Annotated in this window: 18 protein-coding genes; 6 read left to right on the plus strand and 12 right to left on the minus strand. The window is 51.3% G+C overall.

Annotation, left to right across the window (positions count from 1 at the left end):
• Position 1: 1 nt before the first annotated feature.
• The 7 genes from GKC03_01430 to GKC03_01460 form a co-directional block, all read right to left on the minus strand.
• Positions 2-559, minus strand: coding sequence for a 4Fe-4S dicluster domain-containing protein (locus tag GKC03_01430; protein NYT11195.1), 558 nt, complete (start codon positions 557-559; stop codon positions 2-4).
• Positions 560-850: 291 nt separating this feature from the next.
• Positions 851-1,249, minus strand: a complete 399-nt coding sequence (locus tag GKC03_01435; GenBank protein NYT11196.1) for a hypothetical protein — start codon at positions 1,247-1,249, stop codon at positions 851-853.
• A gap of 170 nt (positions 1,250-1,419) precedes the next feature.
• Positions 1,420-2,031: a MarR family transcriptional regulator gene (locus GKC03_01440; protein NYT11197.1), complete on the minus strand. Its 612-nt coding sequence runs from the start codon at positions 2,029-2,031 to the stop codon at positions 1,420-1,422.
• Positions 2,032-2,060: 29 nt separating this feature from the next.
• Positions 2,061-2,573 carry a hypothetical protein gene (locus GKC03_01445; GenBank protein NYT11198.1) on the minus strand — a complete coding sequence of 171 codons (513 nt, stop codon included), beginning with the start codon at positions 2,571-2,573 and terminating at the stop codon, positions 2,061-2,063.
• On the minus strand, positions 2,570-4,393 hold the full coding sequence (locus GKC03_01450; GenBank protein NYT11199.1) for an ABC transporter ATP-binding protein: 1,824 nt from the start codon (positions 4,391-4,393) through the stop codon (positions 2,570-2,572). The genes GKC03_01445 and GKC03_01450 overlap by 4 nt, the downstream gene beginning before the upstream one ends.
• Entirely contained in the window at positions 4,390-6,219 is a 1,830-nt protein-coding gene (locus GKC03_01455) for an ABC transporter ATP-binding protein (protein NYT11200.1), read from the minus strand. The genes GKC03_01450 and GKC03_01455 overlap by 4 nt, the downstream gene beginning before the upstream one ends.
• A gap of 62 nt (positions 6,220-6,281) precedes the next feature.
• Positions 6,282-6,638, minus strand: a complete 357-nt coding sequence (locus GKC03_01460) for a helix-turn-helix transcriptional regulator (GenBank protein NYT11201.1) — start codon at positions 6,636-6,638, stop codon at positions 6,282-6,284.
• A gap of 84 nt (positions 6,639-6,722) precedes the next feature.
• Here GKC03_01460 and hcp point away from each other — a divergent pair, with 84 nt between their 5' ends.
• Positions 6,723-8,336 (plus strand): hydroxylamine reductase, encoded by a 1,614-nt coding sequence (hcp, locus tag GKC03_01465; GenBank protein ID NYT11202.1) that lies wholly within the window; start codon positions 6,723-6,725, stop codon positions 8,334-8,336.
• An 8-nt stretch (positions 8,337-8,344) separates the two neighbouring features.
• Positions 8,345-9,178: a 4Fe-4S dicluster domain-containing protein gene (locus GKC03_01470; protein ID NYT11203.1), complete on the plus strand. Its 834-nt coding sequence runs from the start codon at positions 8,345-8,347 to the stop codon at positions 9,176-9,178.
• Positions 9,179-9,216: 38 nt separating this feature from the next.
• Here GKC03_01470 and GKC03_01475 read toward each other — a convergent pair whose 3' ends face one another.
• From GKC03_01475 to GKC03_01485, 3 genes are read right to left on the minus strand one after another with little or no spacing between them, the layout of a single operon-like run.
• Positions 9,217-10,338, minus strand: coding sequence for an HAD hydrolase family protein (locus GKC03_01475; protein NYT11204.1), 1,122 nt, complete (start codon positions 10,336-10,338; stop codon positions 9,217-9,219).
• A 13-nt stretch (positions 10,339-10,351) separates the two neighbouring features.
• A complete protein-coding gene (locus GKC03_01480) occupies positions 10,352-11,179 on the minus strand; it encodes a phosphoribosylglycinamide formyltransferase (GenBank protein NYT11205.1) in 828 nt (275 codons plus the stop codon).
• Positions 11,173-12,141 carry a carbohydrate kinase family protein gene (locus tag GKC03_01485; protein NYT11206.1) on the minus strand — a complete coding sequence of 323 codons (969 nt, stop codon included), beginning with the start codon at positions 12,139-12,141 and terminating at the stop codon, positions 11,173-11,175. Before GKC03_01485 ends, GKC03_01480 begins: the two co-directional genes overlap by 7 nt.
• A 105-nt stretch (positions 12,142-12,246) precedes the next feature.
• Here GKC03_01485 and GKC03_01490 point away from each other — a divergent pair, with 105 nt between their 5' ends.
• Positions 12,247-12,936 (plus strand): MarC family protein, encoded by a 690-nt coding sequence (locus GKC03_01490; protein NYT11207.1) that lies wholly within the window; start codon positions 12,247-12,249, stop codon positions 12,934-12,936.
• Positions 12,937-13,115: 179 nt separating this feature from the next.
• On the opposite strand, the gene GKC03_01495 is transcribed toward GKC03_01490, so the two are convergent.
• Together GKC03_01495 and GKC03_01500 are read right to left on the minus strand one after the other, a co-directional pair.
• Entirely contained in the window at positions 13,116-15,155 is a 2,040-nt protein-coding gene (locus GKC03_01495; GenBank protein NYT11208.1) for a hypothetical protein, read from the minus strand.
• A 78-nt stretch (positions 15,156-15,233) separates the two neighbouring features.
• The gene (locus tag GKC03_01500; GenBank protein NYT11209.1) at positions 15,234-17,030 is read right to left on the minus strand and encodes a hypothetical protein; all 1,797 of its coding nucleotides are present in this window, start codon (positions 17,028-17,030) and stop codon (positions 15,234-15,236) included.
• Positions 17,031-17,086: 56 nt separating this feature from the next.
• On the opposite strand from GKC03_01500, the gene GKC03_01505 reads away from it, so the two are divergent.
• The 3 genes from GKC03_01505 to GKC03_01515 are packed head-to-tail and all read left to right on the plus strand — an operon-like array spanning position 17,087 to position 20,454.
• A complete protein-coding gene (locus tag GKC03_01505; GenBank protein NYT11210.1) occupies positions 17,087-18,112 on the plus strand; it encodes a sulfite oxidase in 1,026 nt (341 codons plus the stop codon).
• Positions 18,113-18,119: 7 nt separating this feature from the next.
• Complete coding sequence (locus GKC03_01510) at positions 18,120-19,646, plus strand: energy-coupling factor ABC transporter ATP-binding protein (protein ID NYT11211.1); 1,527 nt, start codon at positions 18,120-18,122, stop codon at positions 19,644-19,646.
• Complete coding sequence (locus tag GKC03_01515; GenBank protein ID NYT11212.1) at positions 19,630-20,454, plus strand: energy-coupling factor transporter transmembrane protein EcfT; 825 nt, start codon at positions 19,630-19,632, stop codon at positions 20,452-20,454. Before GKC03_01510 ends, GKC03_01515 begins: the two co-directional genes overlap by 17 nt.
• Positions 20,455-20,456 lie beyond the last annotated feature (2 nt).

Consider the following 20,456-nt stretch of genomic DNA (forward strand, 5'->3'; position numbering starts at 1 on the left):
CCTATCGAAAACCGGTCTTCTCAAGCAGGATCCTCACCTCGATCAGGGCGTCTTTGGGTAGCGGGGTCGCACGAGCTGTATCACCTGCGTAACCCAGTCGCTCCTTTCGCTTTGAATTGTCAAAGCACCTTTCCCTTGTACGACCCCCCAGATTCTCAAGTGGAAGGAGCAAGGTCGAAGGCAGTATGGTCTCTCCAGTTTCGTAGAGGTTCTTCTTCAGCGACGCTTCGATCTGCCTTATTTCATTATTCAGGGGCATCCTCTGCAACGACTGGCTCCTTAGCGCGAGTATGGCGTTTGCCACGCTGTTATCCCTTGGACACCGTGCAGCACAAGAGAAGCACTGACCGCATCTCCATATCTCGTTGCCAGCGACGAGATTCTCTACCTCTCCCATCATCAAACGTCGCATGATGTCTCGGGGGGTAAAATCCTCATAGATCAATGCGGCAGGACAGCTGGCAGAGCACCTTCCGCATTGAATGCATTTCTGAAATCCGCTATATGAGTCGATTTTCATATCATCCAATTTAGATGATATCCTATCATGATCCTGCATTCTGCAATATGTCATTAGCTCAAACCCCCCATTTCAAGCTAGATCTCTGCTGAGGCGATTCTACCTTCCTTATGGTATTCTACACTTGAGAAAATAAGTCTTGTGGGTTTGAATAATGGGAAAATCCGCACTATTCACCCATCCTCCATTATCCTGAAAACTCCTTTTTGACCCTGAATAGTCACGAACTAAGATCATTTTTTTTAGAATAGTTCATCAACCTTCAAGGAAAATGAAGAAAAAGTGGGAGGGGGCGACTCCCTAACTCAAACGATGGGACCCCGTCCATGTTCATTCTTCGGGTGTGTCTCCAGAGTACTGGTGAGCCCACTCGTATTGCCAGGACCACTCATTCTGGTTCTGCACCTGGTCTCCGCCTAGGGTCTCTATATCTCCTTCACATCCGTTTTGGTTGCTGTTCTGATACTGGTATGACCACTGGTACTGATTCTGTGCCATATCGCCATCGCCGCAGAGTTCTTGGTTCTCGCAGCAACTCCCGTCGCGAAGTTGATCCTTTGTCATATTCTGATTTTGATCACAATCACCGCTCCCTTGAGCCATCATTTGGCCGTCCGAGAGTGCTGACGTGGAGGAAACCCCGTCCGCAGACACCACGGAAACACCGATGATGCCGATGACGGCAACGATCCCCAATATGGCGAGGATCTTGGTGGTAATGCTTGTCATTTGTGCACCTCCATCGACGCGGTTCTCCCGCATCACTGTCTCTCTCGAGTGTGTGAAAAAGCCCTTGAATGTTCCCTTGAAATGGATGAAAAGCATTTCATCAGGGTGAAATAAGGTATTGAAAAGTACATCAATGAATTGATATGTGCAAATTATTCTTTGAGCCCGGGTCAATCACGATCGATGTCAATTCGCACCTTGTTGGTCATTCCGTGCCTCTCTTTCACGATGAGGCCCTTTTCCTCAAGACGGTCAAGGACCCGGGTGACCTTCGCATTAGACATCTTCGTTTTCTCGATCAGATCCTTCTGCAGCGATTCTCCCCCCGCATCCCTCAAAGCGAGGAACATTCGTCTCTCATCACCATCGAGCAAGCGAAGAACAAGCCCTTCTACCTCTCCCCCTTCGGATGAATCTCCTTTGGAATCGGACCTAACCTCAATTGTATCTGATGTAGCAGTAGGAATGGCATCCTCTCTGACCCTCTCAAGCCCGGTGGAGCTTATTCGATGGTTTTCGCCAAGGGTGGCGTAGGTTACCCCTAACCCCAGCAGAAATGCTCCTGCAATTCCAAGGATGATGTTCTCCAGGCCATACCAGATGTAGCTGTCACCTCCACCCTGATGTCCTCCGCCCACCTGGTAGAATATCAGGGATACAGCGATCATTATGATTCCTGATAGAATGGCGATCGTGGAGATGATAGTCCGCTTGCGAGGTCCTTTCTTCGTCATTGTACCTACCGAATATGAGGGATCGGCCTTTTCAGATTTGCGGGGCAACTCTCAGAATTGGATATCTCCTCTCTTGATCAGATGTCCCTTCCTTTTATTGAATAATCTTTGACACCAAGGGCGGAGGCGATATTCTTGAGCACCTTTACCTCGTCCTTGCTGATGACCTCACCACCTATTCCCATGAATTCGTCGGTGAGAAATGCATTGGCCACCTCCTCCCCGATGAATAGCAGCCATCGTTTGAATCCCTCTGTCTCCCCCTGATCGGAATTCCCAGCAAGTATTGATGACGCATTCTCGCATAGTTTGACGGTCCCTTCATGATAGCTTGCCCTTCTTTTGCGAAGGCTGCGATGCCCATCTTCTTTTTTCCTTTCGGATTCCGCGAATGGGGTTATCTCTTTAACAAGCTGGTTGCCGATGAAGTTACCGGTCATGTCAGCGATGGCGTCCTTCATGGCCCTCATCTCCCTTCGTCCTCCGAACAACCTGGTTGTGCTGGCTATCATCACCGAATGCCCGATCCTGCTTGGGAGACTCGCAAGCAATTGCCAGTCTGCATCGCTAAAATCCTTCCTTCCACTCAAATGGTCACCTCCTCCGTGTCATCGAAGGGAATGACCTCCGCAACCCTCCCCTTGTACTGGGTCATGTACAGATTGTAGTAGAATCCCCTTCTATCCATGAGCTCCTCGTGAGTTCCCCGCTCCACGATCTCTCCTTCATTAATGACAAGTATCTGGTCAGCATCTTTAATGGTGCTCAGTCGATGGGCTATGACAAAACTGGTCTTTCCCTCCTGCAAGTTATCAAGGGCCTCCTGGATAGCCTTCTCGGTTCTGGTGTCAACATTGCTCGTGGCCTCGTCCAAGATTAGCATTCGGGGGTTGGCCACCATGGCACGGGCGATGGTGAGTAGCTGCCTTTGACCCTGGCTGAGATTATTCCCTCTTTCACTCAGGACCGTTTCATAACCCTGTGGCAAACGGGTTATGAACTCGTGGCAGTTTGCTTTCTTGGCGGCCTCTATGCATTCCTCGTCAGTAGCCCCTTCCCTTGCATATTTGAGGTTTTTCATCACAGTGTCCGAGAACAGGAAAGCCTCTTGCAGCACGACTCCGACCTGCTTCCGTAGGCTCTCCTGAGTCACGTCGTATACGCTCTGTCCATCGATGACTATCGTTCCGCTATCGATGTCATAGTACCTGGTGAGGATATTGATGATAGTGCTTTTACCCGCCCCCGTGGGACCGCAGAGACCGATCATCTGGCCCGGCTTCGCCTCGAAGGTGTTCTTCTTCAGGACTTTCCTCCCAGGAATATAAGAGAAGTCAACCTCCTCGAAGACCACATGTCCCTCGACAGGTTTCATTGGCAAGGCGCTTGGCCTGTCAACTATCTGGGGCTTCTCATCAATGATCTTGAAAACCCTACTCGCTCCAGTTGCTGCCGAGATTATGTAGTTGTAGTTGGCAAATATGCTTATCAGAGGGAAGATGAAGAGGAGCGTGAGCGAAAGGAAGCTGGACAGGGTGCCAACGCTCACTATATCCCTTAACACGAAGACCGAACCGATAAGGCCGACTATGGCAAGGTCCAGATAGGTGCTCATCACGGTCAAGGGGTTTATCACTAGAGACAGTATCTGGGCCTTGGCCCCGCTGTTCCTAGCTCTCACACTCGCATCTTCCAAAGAATCTGCTGCGTGCTTCTGCTGCCTGTAGGCGATGACTGTCCTTTCCCCATCCAGGGTTTCCTCCATTATTCCATTGAGATCGGCCAAATTATCCTGCAGAGCAGCGAATGCTGGACCCGCGAATTTGCTGAGGAACCAGACCAGACCCAGGATCAGAGGAATAACCAATAATGCTATGATGGCGAGTTCCCAGCTGAGGAACACCATGGATATGACCGAGATCACCAGCATGAAAGCCCCAAGTATCAGTGTTCCGATCGGCGCCTGGTAAAGGACAGAGACGGTATCCATATCGTTGGTGATCCTGCTCATCAGCTCTCCTATGGGCTGCCTGTCGAAGAAGTTCAACGATAGTGTCTGAATGTGGTCAAACAGCTCCTTCCTTAGTTGGTAGAGAGCCGTCTGAGTTATGTCCGCCAACCACCTATAGGCTATGAAAAGCGTAATGAATGACACGAAGGCGGCTATCAACATGTAAAGGGCGGTGGTTAGGAGTGCATCCTTGTCCATCACCGTGGTAAGATTCTCGATCGCCTCTCCCAGAAGAACGGAGATCGAGAGGAACGATAACGCCCCTATGAAGAAGAGTACTACCACGCCAGCAAGCTTGGTCTTCTTTATCGTTAGATATCTGAGTAATCTGACCATAGTCTCCAGCCTTGAGACGCTGGCCTCTTCATGACCATTTGTTCCAGTGATATCGCGGGTCATGTCAGATCACTCCTTCTCAGCCCCCCTAACTGGGATTCGAATATTTCGCGGTAAAGCGGGCTTGAGGTCATGAGTTCGGTGTGGCTTCCAAAAGCCACCATCTCACCGCCGTCCAGAAGAACGATCTTATCGGCGTTGAGTACCGTGCTTATCCGTTGGGCGACCACCAGCTTGGTGGTCCCCTTCAACAGCTCATCCATCGCCTCCTGGATTCGTGTCTCGGTGGCGACATCCACAGCACTGGTGCTATCATCAAGTATCAGTATACGAGGCTTGACAGTGATCGCCCTAGCAATCGATATTCTCTGTCTCTGTCCTCCAGAGAAATTGGCGCCTCTCCTAGCGACCCTTGCTTCATAGCTCTCTGGTATCGCCGAGATGAAGCCATCGGCGTCTGCGGCCCTTGCCGCCTCTATGATCTCATCGTATGTCGCCTCTGGCTTGCCGAAAGAGATGTTGCCCTTGGCGGTTCCGCTGAAAAGGACTGCCTCCTGAAGTGCGATTCCCACGATCTCCCTCAGTCTCTCCTGGGACATATCGCGTACGTCAATACCATCTATCGTGACCTTCCCCTCGGTCACATCGTAGAACCTGGGGATGAGGTTGACAAGGGTGGATTTGCCAGCGCCTGTAGCGCCTAGGAACGCAACGGTCTGTCCAGGTTCGGCAACCAGATTGATGTTTCTGATAGATTCTCTGCCATTTACACCCTCATAGCTGAAGGAGACATTATCGAAGACGATCCTCCCCTTGATATCGGATGGGTCAACTGGTCTTGGTCTGGGCGGATCTTTGATGTCGGGTTGGGAATCAATGAGCTCACCCAGTCTTGCAGCCGAGGCTTCCGCAGAGGTGATCTGAGGAAGCACGATTGAGAGTATCCAAAGCTGGGCCAGTATTATGAAGAAGTACTGGCTGAACGCTATCAACTCTCCCACGTTGGTGGGTCCGCCATCGATGATCTCAACGCCGCCAAACCACACCACCATGGCTGTGGCTACACCCAATATCATGAAGACGGATGGTATTATCAGTGCCACCGAGCGAAGGGGTTTCATGGACGTACCCTTGAGCGCCTCATTAGCACTGTCGAACCTCTTCGATTCGTATTCCTCTCTGACGAAGGTCTTCACCACTCTGATGCCTGCTAGATCCTCCTGGAGAATGTCGTTTAGGTCGTCCGTCCTCTCCTGCCTTACCTTGTATTGCTTCTGCAGGAGATATGCAATGCCGCCGAGTATCAGCCCCCCAGTGGGAATGACGAATAGGAATATCCAGACAAGACTGGGGCTGTTGTACCAAACAAGGATCACCGCAATAATTATCTGGAAACCGGCCGCCAGTAAGAATCTCACTGAGAGCTGCACAGCCAGGTTGATCTGGTAGATATCGTTGGTCAGGCGAACCATCAGCTCTCCAGTTGGGTATTCATCCAGGTTCTTGAATGAGAATCTCTGGACCTTTCGATACATCCTGGTCCTCAGGTAGTTGGCGGTACCCTCGGCGAACAGGATCGCAAAGACCAGATTTAGCATGGTGAATGTGCCTGAAATGAAGGCGAATAGTATCATTAGAAGAGCACTGTCCAGGACCGCATTCAGATCTCCCTCTACGATCCCGTAGTTGATGATGTTGGATATTTGAGCCGGCACCAGCATGAGGAAAATTCCAGCAAGAAGAACGAATATTTGGGAGATGACAAGGGATTTCCACGCCTTACGGTAGATACCCATCATCCTCAGCAGCGCCGGAAAGAAAGCCACTTCTATCCTCCCCCAGGATGTCCCTTGCTTCTTTCTCTCATGAGGGAGAGCATCCTGATCCATAAGGGCATACTCTGGAGTTCATAAAATAATTATCGACAGAATTGGATATTGTGATTAGAACATCAGAGCTCGCAATCGCCGCAATCTTGGAGGGCGCAAATCTCGTTGTCCACTCGCCACCGAAGGGCCCACCGCTTGATATCCTTGATTATGTCGATGGCTTCCATTCCGCACTCTGTGAGTGAGTACTCTGCTTTGATCGGAAATGTAGATGAATCGACATTCTTGTTGATCAAGCCCTCGTCCTCCAGTTCCTTGAGGCGAATGCTCAGGACCTTGGGGGTGATATCATTTAGACAAATCTTCAGTTCGGAGAATCTTCGTGAACCGCCTCCTTTGTATAGTTCGAGGAGAATCAGCAGAGCCCATTTTCTCCCGAGATACTCGACGGTCCGCTGTACGGTGCACCCATGGTTCATGATATCGTCGAAGAAACCTACCACTATTAATAGCTTAGTATACATTGTATATCTAATATCTTTATGATACAATGGAGGAATAAGATGTTCTGTTTCCAGTGCGAGGAGACCCTCAACGGTCAGGGTTGCACGAAGCGAGGAATCTGCGGCAAGCCATCGGAAGTTGCAGAGCTTCAGGATCTGCTGATCAATATAATGAAGGGTATGGCATATAAGGCTGAGATATCCAATCTAAATTTCGATCTTGGAAAGGTGGATGCCTTCATAATCGACAGCCTTTTCTCGACCATTACCAATGTGAACTTCGACCCAACGCACTTCCAAGAATCTGTGACTCAAGCTCTAGCACTTAGGGATTCGATAGACGTGGATGATACTGATTCATTACCAGAAGCCTGCACTTGGGTCCCCAGCGGTCCTGAGGACATCCAGGCAAAAGCAAGGGAGGTCGGAGTACTTTCCACCGACAACGTTGATGTCCGCTCTCTCAGAGAGCTGCTGATATATGGGCTCAAAGGGATTGCAGCCTACTACCATCATGCCTCAGTCCTCGGCTATGAGGACTCCGAGGTCACTGACTTCATCAGACGGGCACTTGCCTCCACTCTCAAGGAGTTGACCGTAGACGAGATGACCGCCCTGGTGCTCGAGTGTGGCACGATAGGCGTCAGGACAATGGCCCTTCTCGACAAGGCAAATACTTCCACCTATGGTAATCCCGAGATAACCAACGTTGATATTGGAACTAGAGGCCGACAGGGAATACTGATCAGCGGTCACGATCTTTTAGACCTTGAAGAGCTGCTGAAGCAGACAGAAGGTCAAGGGATCGACATTTACACCCATGGTGAAATGCTTCCAGCGAACGCCTATCCTGAGTTGAAGAGGTACGAACACTTGGTGGGTAACTACGGAGGTTCTTGGTGGCGGCAGAAGGAGGAGTTCGAGAGCTTCAACGGTCCCGTACTCATGACCACCAACTGCCTGGTTCCCCCTAAGGATTCGTACAAGGACCGGGTGTACACCACCAGCATCGTGGGCTACCCTGGGCTGAAACATATCCCAGGAAAGACAGGGAAGGAAAAGGACTTCTCAGTTATCATCGAGCACGCCAAGTCATGTGACCCGCCTCAACAGATCGAATCTGGGAAATTGATAATCGGTCTCGCTCACAAGACGGTGATCGACATGGCCGGGGACGTTCTTGAACTCGTTAGTCAGGGCAAGATCAAAAGGTTCGTCGTGATGGCCGGTTGTGACGGTAGGCACAAGGACCGGGATTACTACACCAAGTTCGCGGAGGCTTTGCCATCGGATACCATCATATGCACTGCGGGTTGTGCGAAGTACCGTTACAACAAGCTTCCACTGGGAGATATAGAGGGTGTTCCGAGAGTGCTGGACGCTGGACAGTGCAATGATTCCTACTCCTTGGTGGCCATTGCTATGGCGCTGGCTGAGGCATTGGATGTAGGGATAAACGACCTTCCGATATCCTATAACATCGCCTGGTACGAACAGAAGGCTGTCCTGGTTCTCCTCGCCCTGCTGAGCCTGGGCGTGAAGGATATAACCTTGGGGCCCAACCTTCCAGCGTTTGTTTCCCCCAATGTTCTTAATGTCCTTGTCGACAAGTTCAATATCCGGAAGAACACCTCTGTGGATGAGGATCTACCATTGCTAGTCCCTGAGGTATAGGGGTAGAAATGAAGAGGAGCATAATCAGCATCGATGAGGACCTCTGTGATGGCTGCGGCCAATGCGCAGATGCCTGTCCCGAGGGTGCCATACAGATAATCGACGGGAAGGCCCGTTTGGTGAGTGGGATATTCTGTGATGGCCTGGGGGCATGCATCGGTGACTGCCCGACTGGGGCGATATCCATAAAGGAAAGGGAAGCAGAGGTTTACGATGAGCGCAGGGTGATGGAGAACATCATCAAGAAGGGAGAGGGAACCATCAGGGCGCATCTCAAGCATCTGAAGGATCATGGGGAAACTGGTTACCTGAAGGAAGCCCTTGAATTCCTGGAAGAAAAAGGAATTGATGTGGATTTCGAAGGCTTAAAGAAACCCCAAGCGAAAATACCCATGGTTTCATCAGAGTTTCCGGGTGGGGGAAAAGCGAGCTCGTTAATAGTTACGGAGGGGTCAGAGCTCAGTCACTGGCCGGTCCAGATGCATCTTATCTCCCCTACCGCCCCACAGTACAGGGATGCTGATCTCGTCCTTGCAGCGGACTGTGTGGCATTCGCCAGCGGGAGGTTCCATCAAGATTTCCTGAAGGGGAAGAGCCTCGCCATAGCCTGTCCAAAGCTTGACTCTGGTCTTGATCGATATCTTGAAAAGCTGGTATCACTCATCGACGAGGCCCGCGTAAGGACAATCACCGTGGTGACCATGGAGGTACCGTGCTGCCAGGGCCTTACCAGATTGGTGAAGGAGGCAATAGGAAGAGCAGAGAGGAAGGTGCCGTTGGAGCTCGTAGTGATCAGTACAGCTGGAGAGGTCTTGAAAAGGGAATGGATCAACCTGAGCTAACTTCATCAGACGACTGAAAGCACCTGGGATAGCAAGTTCTAACCAAGGCTACCTATCTCTAATCCTCTCACAGTCTTCCTGAATGCGGAACTCTCCCTAGTGAGACGATCGATGTTGTTGAAGGTGATCCTCTCAAGAGTGGGTAGCTTGTCTGGAAAGACCCTCTCAAGTTCCTTGATCAAGTAATCATGAACACAACCAGAGCGCCTCAGGAACTCCACCTCCCAGTTCTCCACTAGGTTCATGATCCCCTCCCTTCCTGCGGTACTGAATGTCTCCGCCAACACCGAGGTGACGACAGTGTTCGGTGAGATCACACAGATCTCTGCTTCCCTGACCGCATAAGCATTACCATTGAACGAGACAGCGACACCTCCACCATCTCGCACAAGCTGAAGTGCCTGTACATCTGTTATACTGTCCCCAAGGTACATGGTGCTCTCGAGCCCAATTCCGGTAGAACGCTGTATTTCAAGAATGGAATTAGCCTTCTCATCCCCTCCCACTGGATTCACCTCGAGTATAAGCTGGTATGTTGAGAGGTCGGTCATCTCTTCCCAGAATAGCAGGTCCAACCTTTCTATGGTCTGCCTGCTCTTGTCGTCGAAGTCATCCAAGGAAATGGCTCTATCTGGTATCTCTATCATCGGAAGCCGGGTGATCTCTCTCGCATAGTTGCGAAGGATATCACGCTCCCAGTCAGACATCCTTGCCGAATCGATCCTCAATGTGGTACAGTAGGCATTCTCGAATGGAAATCCGATCGTCTCGCACACGGCGTTGACATAGTGCTCGTAACTCGTCGACACAATGAACGCGGGCATGAGCTCGTTCACGAAGCGCATGGTCTTCTCGGCACCGGGGACCATGAGTATGTTCTTGCGCGAGAACTCGATCATGTTGCGATCAGTGGCACCATATGCTTTCAGGAAGGGAAGGATCAGTCTGAGGGTATCCCCTGCTTTGTACCTTGGCTTTCGGATGATGTCCGCGAGCACGTCGTCGTATTTGCTAACAAGACTGAATAGACGATCCCCGTCCTCTATCAACTCGCAGGATATCTCGAAAGCGTTATCGTTCTTGGTGACCGGTCCCTCCCCGTCGGTGATGAACTGCCTACCCTCATACCCTATGATCTCCCCGATATCATCGTAATCCATTTATCCCACCATGCTACCTGGATATTTCCTCATCAACCTCTTTGGTAAGGTCGTATGCCTCATCTAGATGAACACCTTCCACGTAAAGTCTCTGGTCCCTTATGAATACCTTCCCATCAGCAAAGAGCTTGATGGATTGGGCGAGCAGGGGAAGTTCCCTCATCTCTCCATCAGTCCTGATCCTCTTGAAGAGGGGCTCTGTTTCCCCCTCCTCACTGATGATGTCCTTCAGGGACCTGGTCCTGAGTTTATTTTCCATCTGTTCCCACAAGGGCAGGTACTCATCCGTCCTCAAAGAGAACGAGCAGTAGGTCAGGGCGGGCCCCTCGTCCCATTCCGGGGTCGTGAGGTGGATCATCGCTCCCTGTTTCTCAGCCTTCTGCTCTATCAGCTGCCAAATGACCTCCTGCCAGGTTCCTTTCGGACCTCCAGGTAGCGCCGGGTGCAGGTTGATGAGGTCGAACTCCTGGCAGGATTCATCATCTACCCAGAGCATGTATCCTGCCAGAATCCCGAGGTCGAATGGATGACTGGAGAGAAGTTTCCTCATCTCTCTACCGTATTCAATTCTCCATCGCTCCTTGTCCTCCTTTTTGAGGGCAGGCTCGAATTTCTTCCAGGAAAGAGTGACGATTGGAATTCCATAGGCGTGAATAAGTTCGAAGAACTCCTCTCTTTCCTTGAAGTCCTTCTGTTCCGGCTCTTCCCCCTCTTCCCAGTTGCTGAAGACGAACTCGATGGAGATTTCGAAGAAACCCTCCTCCTTTCGTTTAGTGACGGTCTTAAGAAGTTCCCTGGCCGCCTCATCCCTTCCCGTGGAGAACCATCCGATCCTCAGCATTTCCCCGTCTCCCTTTCAAACGATTCCAGAAATTCCTGATCGGGATAACCGTCCCTTCCATAATCAGATATGCTCCTGGCAGATGCCAGGGCGGCGAATTTACCGCACATCTCAAGCTCCCAGCCCTTGAGCATACCGGCTAGCATGGCAGCCGCGAAAACATCACCTGCCCCTGTCTTGTCCACGACCTCAGTCTTCACCGCAGGGATTTCGATCATCGTACCCTTGGTCACGATGATGGCGCCCTCCGCCCCCTTGGTGCAGACAACGATATCTGGTCCCATCTTCAGGAGCTTCTTGGCCCCCTTAATAGGATCGGTCCCGGTCAGCATCTTTATCTCATGGTCGCTTGGGAAGATGATGTCCGCTCTCTCAATGAGGGGTTTGATCACTTTCAAACCTTTCCTGGCGTAGATCTCACCCGGATCCAAGGAAACCATCACCCTGGGTTCAAGATCCTTGGCAATCCTCATCTGGGCTCTCATTGACCTTTCACCCACGAATGAGGTTAGGTGGACGACCTTGAATTTTCTCAAGTATTCCAGATCACAGGGGGCGGTGATATACATGTCATTGGCGTTGGGAAGGACCAGCAGACTCCTTTCACCATCACTAATGATCGATATGCATAGACCAGTCCCATTTGCCCTTCTTATCTTGGTGGCGTCTAGGTACTTGAGATTTTTTATTATGAAATCGCCATAAGCATCTTTACCCACCATCCCAAGCAACCCTGTTCGAAAACCCATTCGGCTAAGGGCGCACACGGTGTTCGCGGCAGAACCTCCCCCGCTCTGGCTTACCATCTTACCCTTTGTTCTAACGATTTCAAGCAAATTCGAGAAATCTTCGGAGGTGCCAAAGACCTCTCTACCTGGTCGCAGTCTGAGATCCAGTAGTTCAGACTTGTCCACCTCGAATATCAGGTCAACATTGAGCGATCCTATTCCCGCGGCATCCATCAATCCTAGAAATTACTTCCGTCCAAAAATAAGTTGGCCCATGTCAGTGTTCGAAGCAGTCGATGAAAATCATTTATACAAATGCCTCAATTATATTCCTTGCCCATGGCGGATCTGACATATGCTTTGGAGTTCATCGGGGGAGCAATTATTTCCATAATTGTCATCTCCAATCCCATCTCCACCTCGGCGGTATTCATTGCCCTGACCCAGGGCATGACCCAGGATGAGAAGATCCGCATTGTGAAGAAGTCTGTCACCTACTCAACGGGCATCCTTCTTTTCTTCGCTCTGACCGGTTTCCTGATCTTTACGATATTTGGGTTCAGCATAGGTGCCTTCAGGATCGCAGGCGGTGTCCTGTTGTTCAGCACTGCGGTATACATGCTCAACCCTAAACCTAGCAGTGTGGCCGCCGATGAGACCTCTCGCGATATTGCGCTGATACCGCTTGCCATCCCATTCACAGCGGGTCCAGGAACGATTGTGACCGTGGTTGTGTTGATGTCGGAAGCCCAGAACCTGGTGGACGTCATCGACCCGGTAACCGGGATTCTGGCCATGATCGGTGTGATTATCGGCATCATGGTGACCATCATTGTATCGTACTTCATGATGGCCCGCTCCGACAAGATTGACGCGGCTCTCAAGGAAGGTGGACGCAACGTTGTGACCCGACTCATGGGCCTGTTGGTAATGGCGATAGCGATTCAATTCATAATCAACGGGATCAAGGACATTCTCCCCGAGTTCATCGAGATCGTGAATAACGCGGCTATCTTGCCTCTCTTCTGAGGGCCGCATGGATGAACCCGAAATCTAGGGGGCTTGTGAATTCCTAATCTCAGGGTTGACTGGTCACTTGCCATTGTGCTGATGGTAGGACGCTCGAAAAAGGGTTCTCAGAGGACTTAAGAAAGAGAAAATATGGAAAAAAGATGTTTGTCCGGCCCTGCGGGCCGGTTGGATGGCGATCACTTCCTCATCAACAAGACCACAGCGGCGATCACTATCACCACGATCACGATGATGATGATGGCCATGATCTCAATGGAGAGTCCACCATCACCACCTGCCTCCGAAATCTCGAAGTTGGCGGAGCTCATGCCGAAGACCTCGGGATCGTCAATGGCGACGATCTTGATCTTGAAGTCCTCTCCGGTGGCTTGACCCTCGCTGATGTTCCAGCTGAAACTACCATCGTTCGCGGTGGTAGCGGAAATTGTGGTGTTCAACGAACCGTCCTTGTACAGCTCGATCTTCACGTTCTCCACATCTCCGGTCGAGTTCCAGGTGATGTTGTGTATATCACCCTTCACCCAGTTCTCACCGCCATCTGGCGAGGTAACGGTGATGGTGGGCGGAATTATCGCATCGAAGCTGGCGTTGGCTGAATTCACGGTGTACCCGAAGGTGAACAGGCACTCAACAGTGTAACTGCCCGCAACAGACGGTACATATTCGATGCTTGCCACACCACTGGCGTTGGTCGTCGCTTCCCCTATCTTATCGTCACCGATCCAGAAAGTGATGTTCTGACCGCCGATGGGGGTCTGATCGCTGATGGTGGCGCTGATCTCCACAGAATCGCCAACGGCGATCTCGCTCTCGCTCGCTTCCGCTTCGATGTCAACTACCCAGTTGAGAACGATGTCTGAAACCCCTTTTATTTTGAAGGATTTACTGGGCAGATCGCCCTCGAGCTTCAGAGGCGGGTACATGTCGGTAAGAGGTTCTTCGTCGAACATGTTCGCCACTATGATGTCATCATTCTCGTCCACTTCATCGAAGGTAAGAGTCTTGTTGAATCCATCTGCAGCGTACACGGTGATGGTGTAGTTCAGACCAGTGGCGTACTCGTGAGCTCCTATTGACTCGGGATCGTCAACGTAACCACATAGCCTCCATAGCGGAATGCCTGAGTAGTTACCGTAAACCTCATTGTGGCAGGCTGCTCCACTATCGAAGGTTGCGCGGTCCATCTCCATCCTGAAAGCTCCTGTCAGGTTGAGCTGATAATCGACCACGCCCTGCAGAATGGTCATCGATGAAACCATCTTCGCCCATAAGTGTCCATCGGTCAGGGGGTCATCCTCGCCTATCAGGACGATTCTGGGCACTTCATCCTCATCCATGGGCACTCCATTCATGTCGTAGGCAAGTACCATCTCCACGGAATCATTCCAAAGTATCTGGTCGTAGGTGTATGTCAAATTGTAGTAACCATCTCTTGATTTGACCAACATCCCTTGACCCTCAGAAATCCCTCCAACGGCTTCCAGAAGATAGGTAACGTTTACACCGGTGTATGTGAATGGCCCTTCAATCGTACCTGATGATTTCTCGAAACTACCGTTAGCAGTATATGCAGTCATGTTCCTGATCATGAGGTCGCTGTACACAATGGACCAAGAATCATTCGTAAGAGTAACATTCCAGTTCGCTGTGTTTACAGTGATTGTCTGGACATACTTCGCCCACCTCTTACTTGCAGAGCTTGCCACCTCGTCCAGTGTTGTTGTCGCCGCACTATCGTTATTGTCATAAATCTCATCGTCGGGAAGGAATGCAATCAGAAGACCACTTGTCCAGGTTGGGACAAGGTCGCCCTCAAACTCGTATGCGAGTATCATATCTCCCTGGGTAGACGGATCGGGCCAAATATCGTACACATTGTTGTAGGAATATGTGGTGTTCCAATCATCCGAGGAAGTCACGGTTATGGTGTCACCGGGCTCCATTCCACCAACAAGTTCGACAAGGTCCGAGACCAAAACGCCGGTGTAGTTGCCCTCTCCGCCCCAGCCGACGCTCTTCTCGTACATGCTCTTTCCTGAGACCGCGGTCATTGCTTGAAGCTCGCTAAGGCTCAGTGTTTCTGTACCAGTCTTCCCGATTATGTTAACCTCCACTGTGGTATCAGCAGCTACCGAAGTATTAGATAAGAAAGCTACTCCCAACACGGAGAACATGGAGAAGACTACTAGAAATGTCAGAATCTTTGTAAGATTCATGGCTATCCTCCTAAGGGTTCAGAACTCGATATGAATATAAAAACATAACGATTTTCGTAATCTAGTCACCATCACTATCTACGAATAGCAAAGGACCTCGATGTATGCCACGTATTTGACAAATCTTGCGCCCGCCGACAGGTATACGTTACCGCCCTGTCCCTTACAAGAGGTCGCAAGGCAATCCTCGTTACTATAGCCCTCGTCTTCAGGAAGGAAGGCGGTACGGAAACCCTCATCCCACTCGGGGGGCATCTCCCCCTCGAAGCTGTATGCCAGTATGAATGGGCCCTGAATCGAGAGCCAGGTGGAATTCGGATAGACGTTTCCGTAGCAGAAATCCTGGTAGTATCCATCAATGCTCTTCACACGGAGCGTGTCGTTCACATTCATTCCACCAACGAGTTCTATTAGGTCCGCGATCAGCACGCCAGTGTAGTTACCTTTGTCTCTCCAGTTGCCGAAATTGTTCTCGTAAGAACTGTATCCTTCAACCGGGGTCATGGCGAGCAGGTCGCTCAGGTTCACGGTCACGCTACCATCGGGTCCGGAGATCAATATGGTCAGAGATTCTGGCTGCACCGGCTCGACCTCTACCACTTCCCAATTGATCGAAGTTGGTGTCACCGTGAATACCAGGAAATGATAGAAACCACCATCATCCAGTGGAACGTAGAGGTTGCCCCCCGCACCACCGCTGATGAAGTAATCGGTTCCGTTCCTGAAGGTGTGATTGAACATGTGGACATGTCCATTCAATACGATTTCCACATCATACTCGTCGACGATCGACTGGAATTCCTGACAATCATTCGGATCGTCCAAATGGTGGTCCTCCCCCTCACGTGGATCGTAGGACGGAACGTGCGAGAAGATGATCGCCCTCATATCTGTCGACTGATCCAGCAGCTGTCTCAACCATGTGAACTGATCTTGAGTAATGTTCTGTGATGAAGAATCGATCGATATGAACCTGCAGTCGCCCCGATCGAAGTAGTAATCCCCTGTCTCAAAGTAATCGTAGAATATCGTATCGTTCGCCATCACATCGTGGTTGCCAGGGGTGACATGAAGATCGGCCTCGAGACCTTCAACATGGGAAACGAATGTGTCCAGCAACCCCTCGGTCGCTCTAGGGACCGTATCTCCAAGATGCAGAACGAATTCTATGCTGCGATTGTTCATTTCTTCGACAACCGCATCTAGCACCAGGTTGTTACCTTGAGAATCACCCATCACCGCGAAGGTGAATACCTGATCTCCCTTGGTGAGGACGAGGTTCTCGGCATTTCTCACCCAGCGCGATCCGGCTGAAAGGTAGACATGGCCGCCCTGTCCCTCGCAGGAGGTGTTCAGGCAGTCCTGATTGCTGTACTCCCCGTCATCAGGCATGAAGATGATCATGGGCCCCTCCTCCCATTCCGGAATCCGGGTCCCGTTGAACTCGTAGGCGAGGACCATATTGCCCTGGATTGATGGATCGGACCACTCGTTCATCACATTTCTCCAACAGTAGGTCTGGTTGTATCCGTCTGTGGCGTAAACAGTGACATTGTCTCCCTCGGATATTCCCCCTATGAGATCAACCAGGTCGGATACGTTAACCCCTCGATAGATACCGTGCCCTCTCCAGTTGCCGAAGAAGTTCTGGTAAGAGGAGAACGCCTCTATGGATTCCATGGAAAGGAGATCATTCATAGTGATGTCGACCTCACTTTCGGGATCACCTTCGACTGATAACGAGAAAACTGCATCACCTTCGTTTCCTTCGTTGGTCAGGTAGAGAAATGCTAGCGGTGAGATGATTACTAGAAGCACCACGATCAAGGCGGCTAGTGCCTTTCTATTGACCGCTTGTCCCCCAGCTTCAGGCATGGAATTTAAGTTAACCGATATGTATATTTATGCCTATCGCTTAACTTGGGAATGGGATGAAGGACCGCTTCTATTTCAGCACCAGGGACCTGGTCACCATCGCTATTCTGAGCGCGCTAGGAGGTGTGCTCAGCACGTACATAGGGTACCTTGGCAATCTTATCAACACCACTTTGGGTGTCCCATTCGGTGCTGGGCAGATCATGGCAGGCCTTCACATATTCTGGATGATTGTTGCCTATGCCATAATCCCCCGGTTCGGTACCGGCACCCTGGTGGGATTGCTGAAGGGAACCGTTGAGCTCTTCGCAGGAAGTGCCCACGGAGTCCCGATAGTCCTGGTGTCCCTGGTGGAGGGAATACTTGTCGACATGACATTCGCGGTCTTCAGAAAGCCGACAACTGTTTCGTTTGTGTGCGCAGGTGCGTTGGCATCAGCGAGCAATGTTTTCGTCTTTCAAGCGCTGTACTTCGCTTCTGTGCCCTTCACCTATATACTACTTATCGCGGCGATGGCTGCCATATCTGGAGCGGTCTTCGCTGGTTACTTTGGACAGGGGGCCTACCAGATACTGGTCGAATCCGGTATCGTGAAGGTCAAGGGTGAGAAACCGGTTTTCAAGAAACTCACAGTGCAGAAGGCTTTTACGATTGCTGTAGCGGTAGCTCTCATCGGCGGGGCGGTCATCTACTTTACCGTGGTTTACAAACCCTTCATGGATCCTCTGACTTGTGATGTGGACGGTAATGTGGAGAGCCCCTTCGTCTACCGACCGGCCGACTTCGCAGATTACGAGGTGACGATAACCGCGGAGCTCATCGGTGAGTACACATATGTCCCCCCAACTGAGTACACGGGGGTACCATTGCACATCATCCTTGAACGGGCAAATCCCAATAGTGGCGCATCCAACATAAAGGTCATAGCCTCAGATGGATACGAAGCGAGGTTCGATTACACAGACGTGATGGAAGATGTGAACCTCATCCTCATTCAGGAGGATGGCAGGTTACGCCTCATAGCCGGAGAATATGAAGGTCAGTACTGGGTGAAAAAGGTCTCCGAGATAAGGGTGTCGTAGGGGGTGGTTGCACATAATCGATATTAGGGATGTTTCCTTCAAGTTCTCGGGCTCCAGCGAACCGGTTCTGAAGGACATAAATCTCAGGATCGGTACCAGTGAGTTCATCACCCTCACCGGCCCCTCAGGTTGTGGCAAGTCGACGCTGTGCCTGCTGATGTGCGGTTTCCTTCCACAGGAGGGGGACGACTTCCAAGGCACCATTCATCTTGGTAGGCAGGACGTACGAGATCATTCTGTCTACCAGCTATCCAGATGGATCGGCATCGTGCAGCAGGATCCCGAGGCACAGCTCTGCACCCTGAGCGTCATGGATGAGGTGGCGTTTGGACCCGAGAATTTCCTCATGTCCGAAGGCGAGATCAACGATAAGGTGGAGTGGGCCTTGGATGTGGTGGGTGCGAAGCACCTTATAGGCCGAGAGACCACCAATCTTAGCGGTGGGGAGAAGCAGAGGCTGGCGATCGCTTCAATCCTTGCGCTGGAGCCCAAGGCAATAATCTTCGACGAACCGACTTCCCAGCTGGATCCAAAGGGCAGTGCCCAGATATTCTCTATCATCACCGAACTCCAGCGCAGGACCGACATGACAATCGTGGTGGTGGAGCACAAGCTACGGCAGATACTGCCCCTGTCATCCAGGGTGGTCGTGATGGACCAGGGAAGGATTCTGGTGGACACTCCCTCAGATCAGCTGAAGGAACATCGATCCATTCTCCAGAGCGTGGGGGTCAGGCTGCCGGGCCAAGATTGGATCTCCAGGCCTCCAAGGGAGGAGAACGGTCACGACGGTGAGATATTGAGGATCGAGGGTCTCCACATGGCTTACCCCGAGGGGAAGAAGGTGCTAAACGGCGTGGATCTCTCCATAAGGAAAGGAGAGAAGGTCGGGTTAATGGGGGACAACGGCTCTGGAAAGAGCACGCTCCTCCTCAACATCCTTGGACTTGAACAGCCCAAGTCAGGAAAGATCATTCTCGACGGGAAGGATGCCAACAGGATGAGCATGAAGGACCGGGCCAAGACGATCGGCTTCATCTTCCAGAACCCCAACCACCAAATATTCGAGTCCACCGTGATCAAGGAGGTCCTGTTCGCTACCGAGAATTTCGGCATGGATGCCACGGAGTCGGTCGAGAGGTCCAGGAAACTGCTGGAAAGCTGCAACATAGGTCAGTATGTGGAGAGGCACCCATACGGTCTCAGCTATGGTGAGAAGCGGAGGCTGAACCTTGCTTCCATATTCATCTACATGCCCAAACTTCTTCTGATGGACGAACCATTCATCGGGCAGGATCTGAACAACCTGAATCAGCTAATGTCCCTTACCGACGACTTCGCTCGAAATGGTGGAGGGGCAATTATGGTCCTCCACGAGCCGGAAATAGCGGAGATGTACTGCGACCGGCTTGTCTTCCTAAGAGACGGGAAGATCGTCGTAGATGAGCCAACCTCGAGAGCCTTCCACATCCTGAGGGAGATGGGCGAGATAGAGTACGTTCCGGAGGTGTTACCCAATGGCCCTCGTCCCTGAGATGGCATTCCGCAAGGAAGATTCCATAATTCATAGACTTCATCCCATCACCAAGTTAGTCTTTCTCGTATGTTTCTGCATACTCGTCCTCGTTCTGGCCAACCTTTTCTTCTCCCTCCTGTTCCTTGTCATCATATTGCTTCTCATCAAGTTGGCCAAGATACCCTTAAGGGTCTTCGCAAGGAGGGCCAGGTTCATCATAATGTTCACGATCGTCCTGTTCCTGCTTCAGGTGATCTTCGTGGATAACGGGCGGATCCTCTTCTGGCTGATACCTGAGCTGGCCCCGGGTGTAGGACCTTTTGTGCCAGTGACAACTCTTGGGGTGGAGAGAGGTGTCGTGATCGCGTGCCGTTTCCTGTGCATAATCGCATCTTCCTTCCTGTTCGTCGCCACCACCCATCCCAACGACTTCGCCTATGCGCTCATGCAGATCGGCCTTCCATACCGCTACGGCTTCACTTTGATCACGACGCTCCGCTTCCTCCCCTTGTTCGGCAGCGAGTTCAACGTGGTGAGGAGGGCCCAGATCGCCAGGGGTATGGATACGGCGGTGAGACCCAGGACCCTGATGCGCACCATCAAGCTCACCTTCCTCCCACTCTTGGTCTCCGGTATGTCCAAGGTTGATGCCCTCTCCATATCCATGGAGGGAAGGGGATTCGGGCTTCACAAGAAGAGGACCTTCGTCAGGACTCTGAAATTCACGGGTACCGATACAGCGATTACCATGATCATCATATTGACCACCGTGCTGCTGTCACTATGGACAATGCTTGTGAGCATACCGATCGAGTACCATCTATGAGC

This window comes from Methanomassiliicoccales archaeon (assembly GCA_013415695.1).
Taxonomy (GTDB): domain Archaea; phylum Thermoplasmatota; class Thermoplasmata; order Methanomassiliicoccales; family JAAEEP01; genus JAAEEP01.

What these genes read in the sequence shown, in the direction of transcription:
- GKC03_01500 (NYT11209.1), bottom strand. Translation starts at nt 17,030, where the DNA reads ATGCCTGAAGCTGGGGGACAAGCGGTCAATAGAAAGGCACTAGCCGCC.
- GKC03_01485 (NYT11206.1), bottom strand. Translation starts at nt 12,141, where the DNA reads ATGGATGCCGCGGGAATAGGATCGCTCAATGTTGACCTGATATTCGAG.
- GKC03_01460 (NYT11201.1), bottom strand. Translation starts at nt 6,638, where the DNA reads ATGAACCATGGGTGCACCGTACAGCGGACCGTCGAGTATCTCGGGAGA.
- GKC03_01430 (NYT11195.1), bottom strand. Translation starts at nt 559, where the DNA reads ATGCAGGATCATGATAGGATATCATCTAAATTGGATGATATGAAAATC.
- GKC03_01475 (NYT11204.1), bottom strand. Translation starts at nt 10,338, where the DNA reads ATGGATTACGATGATATCGGGGAGATCATAGGGTATGAGGGTAGGCAG.
- GKC03_01505 (NYT11210.1), top strand. Translation starts at nt 17,087, where the DNA reads ATGAAGGACCGCTTCTATTTCAGCACCAGGGACCTGGTCACCATCGCT.
- GKC03_01450 (NYT11199.1), bottom strand. Translation starts at nt 4,393, where the DNA reads ATGACCCGCGATATCACTGGAACAAATGGTCATGAAGAGGCCAGCGTC.
- GKC03_01455 (NYT11200.1), bottom strand. Translation starts at nt 6,219, where the DNA reads ATGGATCAGGATGCTCTCCCTCATGAGAGAAAGAAGCAAGGGACATCC.
- GKC03_01495 (NYT11208.1), bottom strand. Translation starts at nt 15,155, where the DNA reads ATGAATCTTACAAAGATTCTGACATTTCTAGTAGTCTTCTCCATGTTC.
- GKC03_01480 (NYT11205.1), bottom strand. Translation starts at nt 11,179, where the DNA reads ATGCTGAGGATCGGATGGTTCTCCACGGGAAGGGATGAGGCGGCCAGG.
- GKC03_01435 (NYT11196.1), bottom strand. Translation starts at nt 1,249, where the DNA reads ATGACAAGCATTACCACCAAGATCCTCGCCATATTGGGGATCGTTGCC.
- GKC03_01490 (NYT11207.1), top strand. Translation starts at nt 12,247, where the DNA reads ATGGCGGATCTGACATATGCTTTGGAGTTCATCGGGGGAGCAATTATT.
- hcp (NYT11202.1), top strand. Translation starts at nt 6,723, where the DNA reads ATGTTCTGTTTCCAGTGCGAGGAGACCCTCAACGGTCAGGGTTGCACG.
- GKC03_01515 (NYT11212.1), top strand. Translation starts at nt 19,630, where the DNA reads ATGGCCCTCGTCCCTGAGATGGCATTCCGCAAGGAAGATTCCATAATT.
- GKC03_01470 (NYT11203.1), top strand. Translation starts at nt 8,345, where the DNA reads ATGAAGAGGAGCATAATCAGCATCGATGAGGACCTCTGTGATGGCTGC.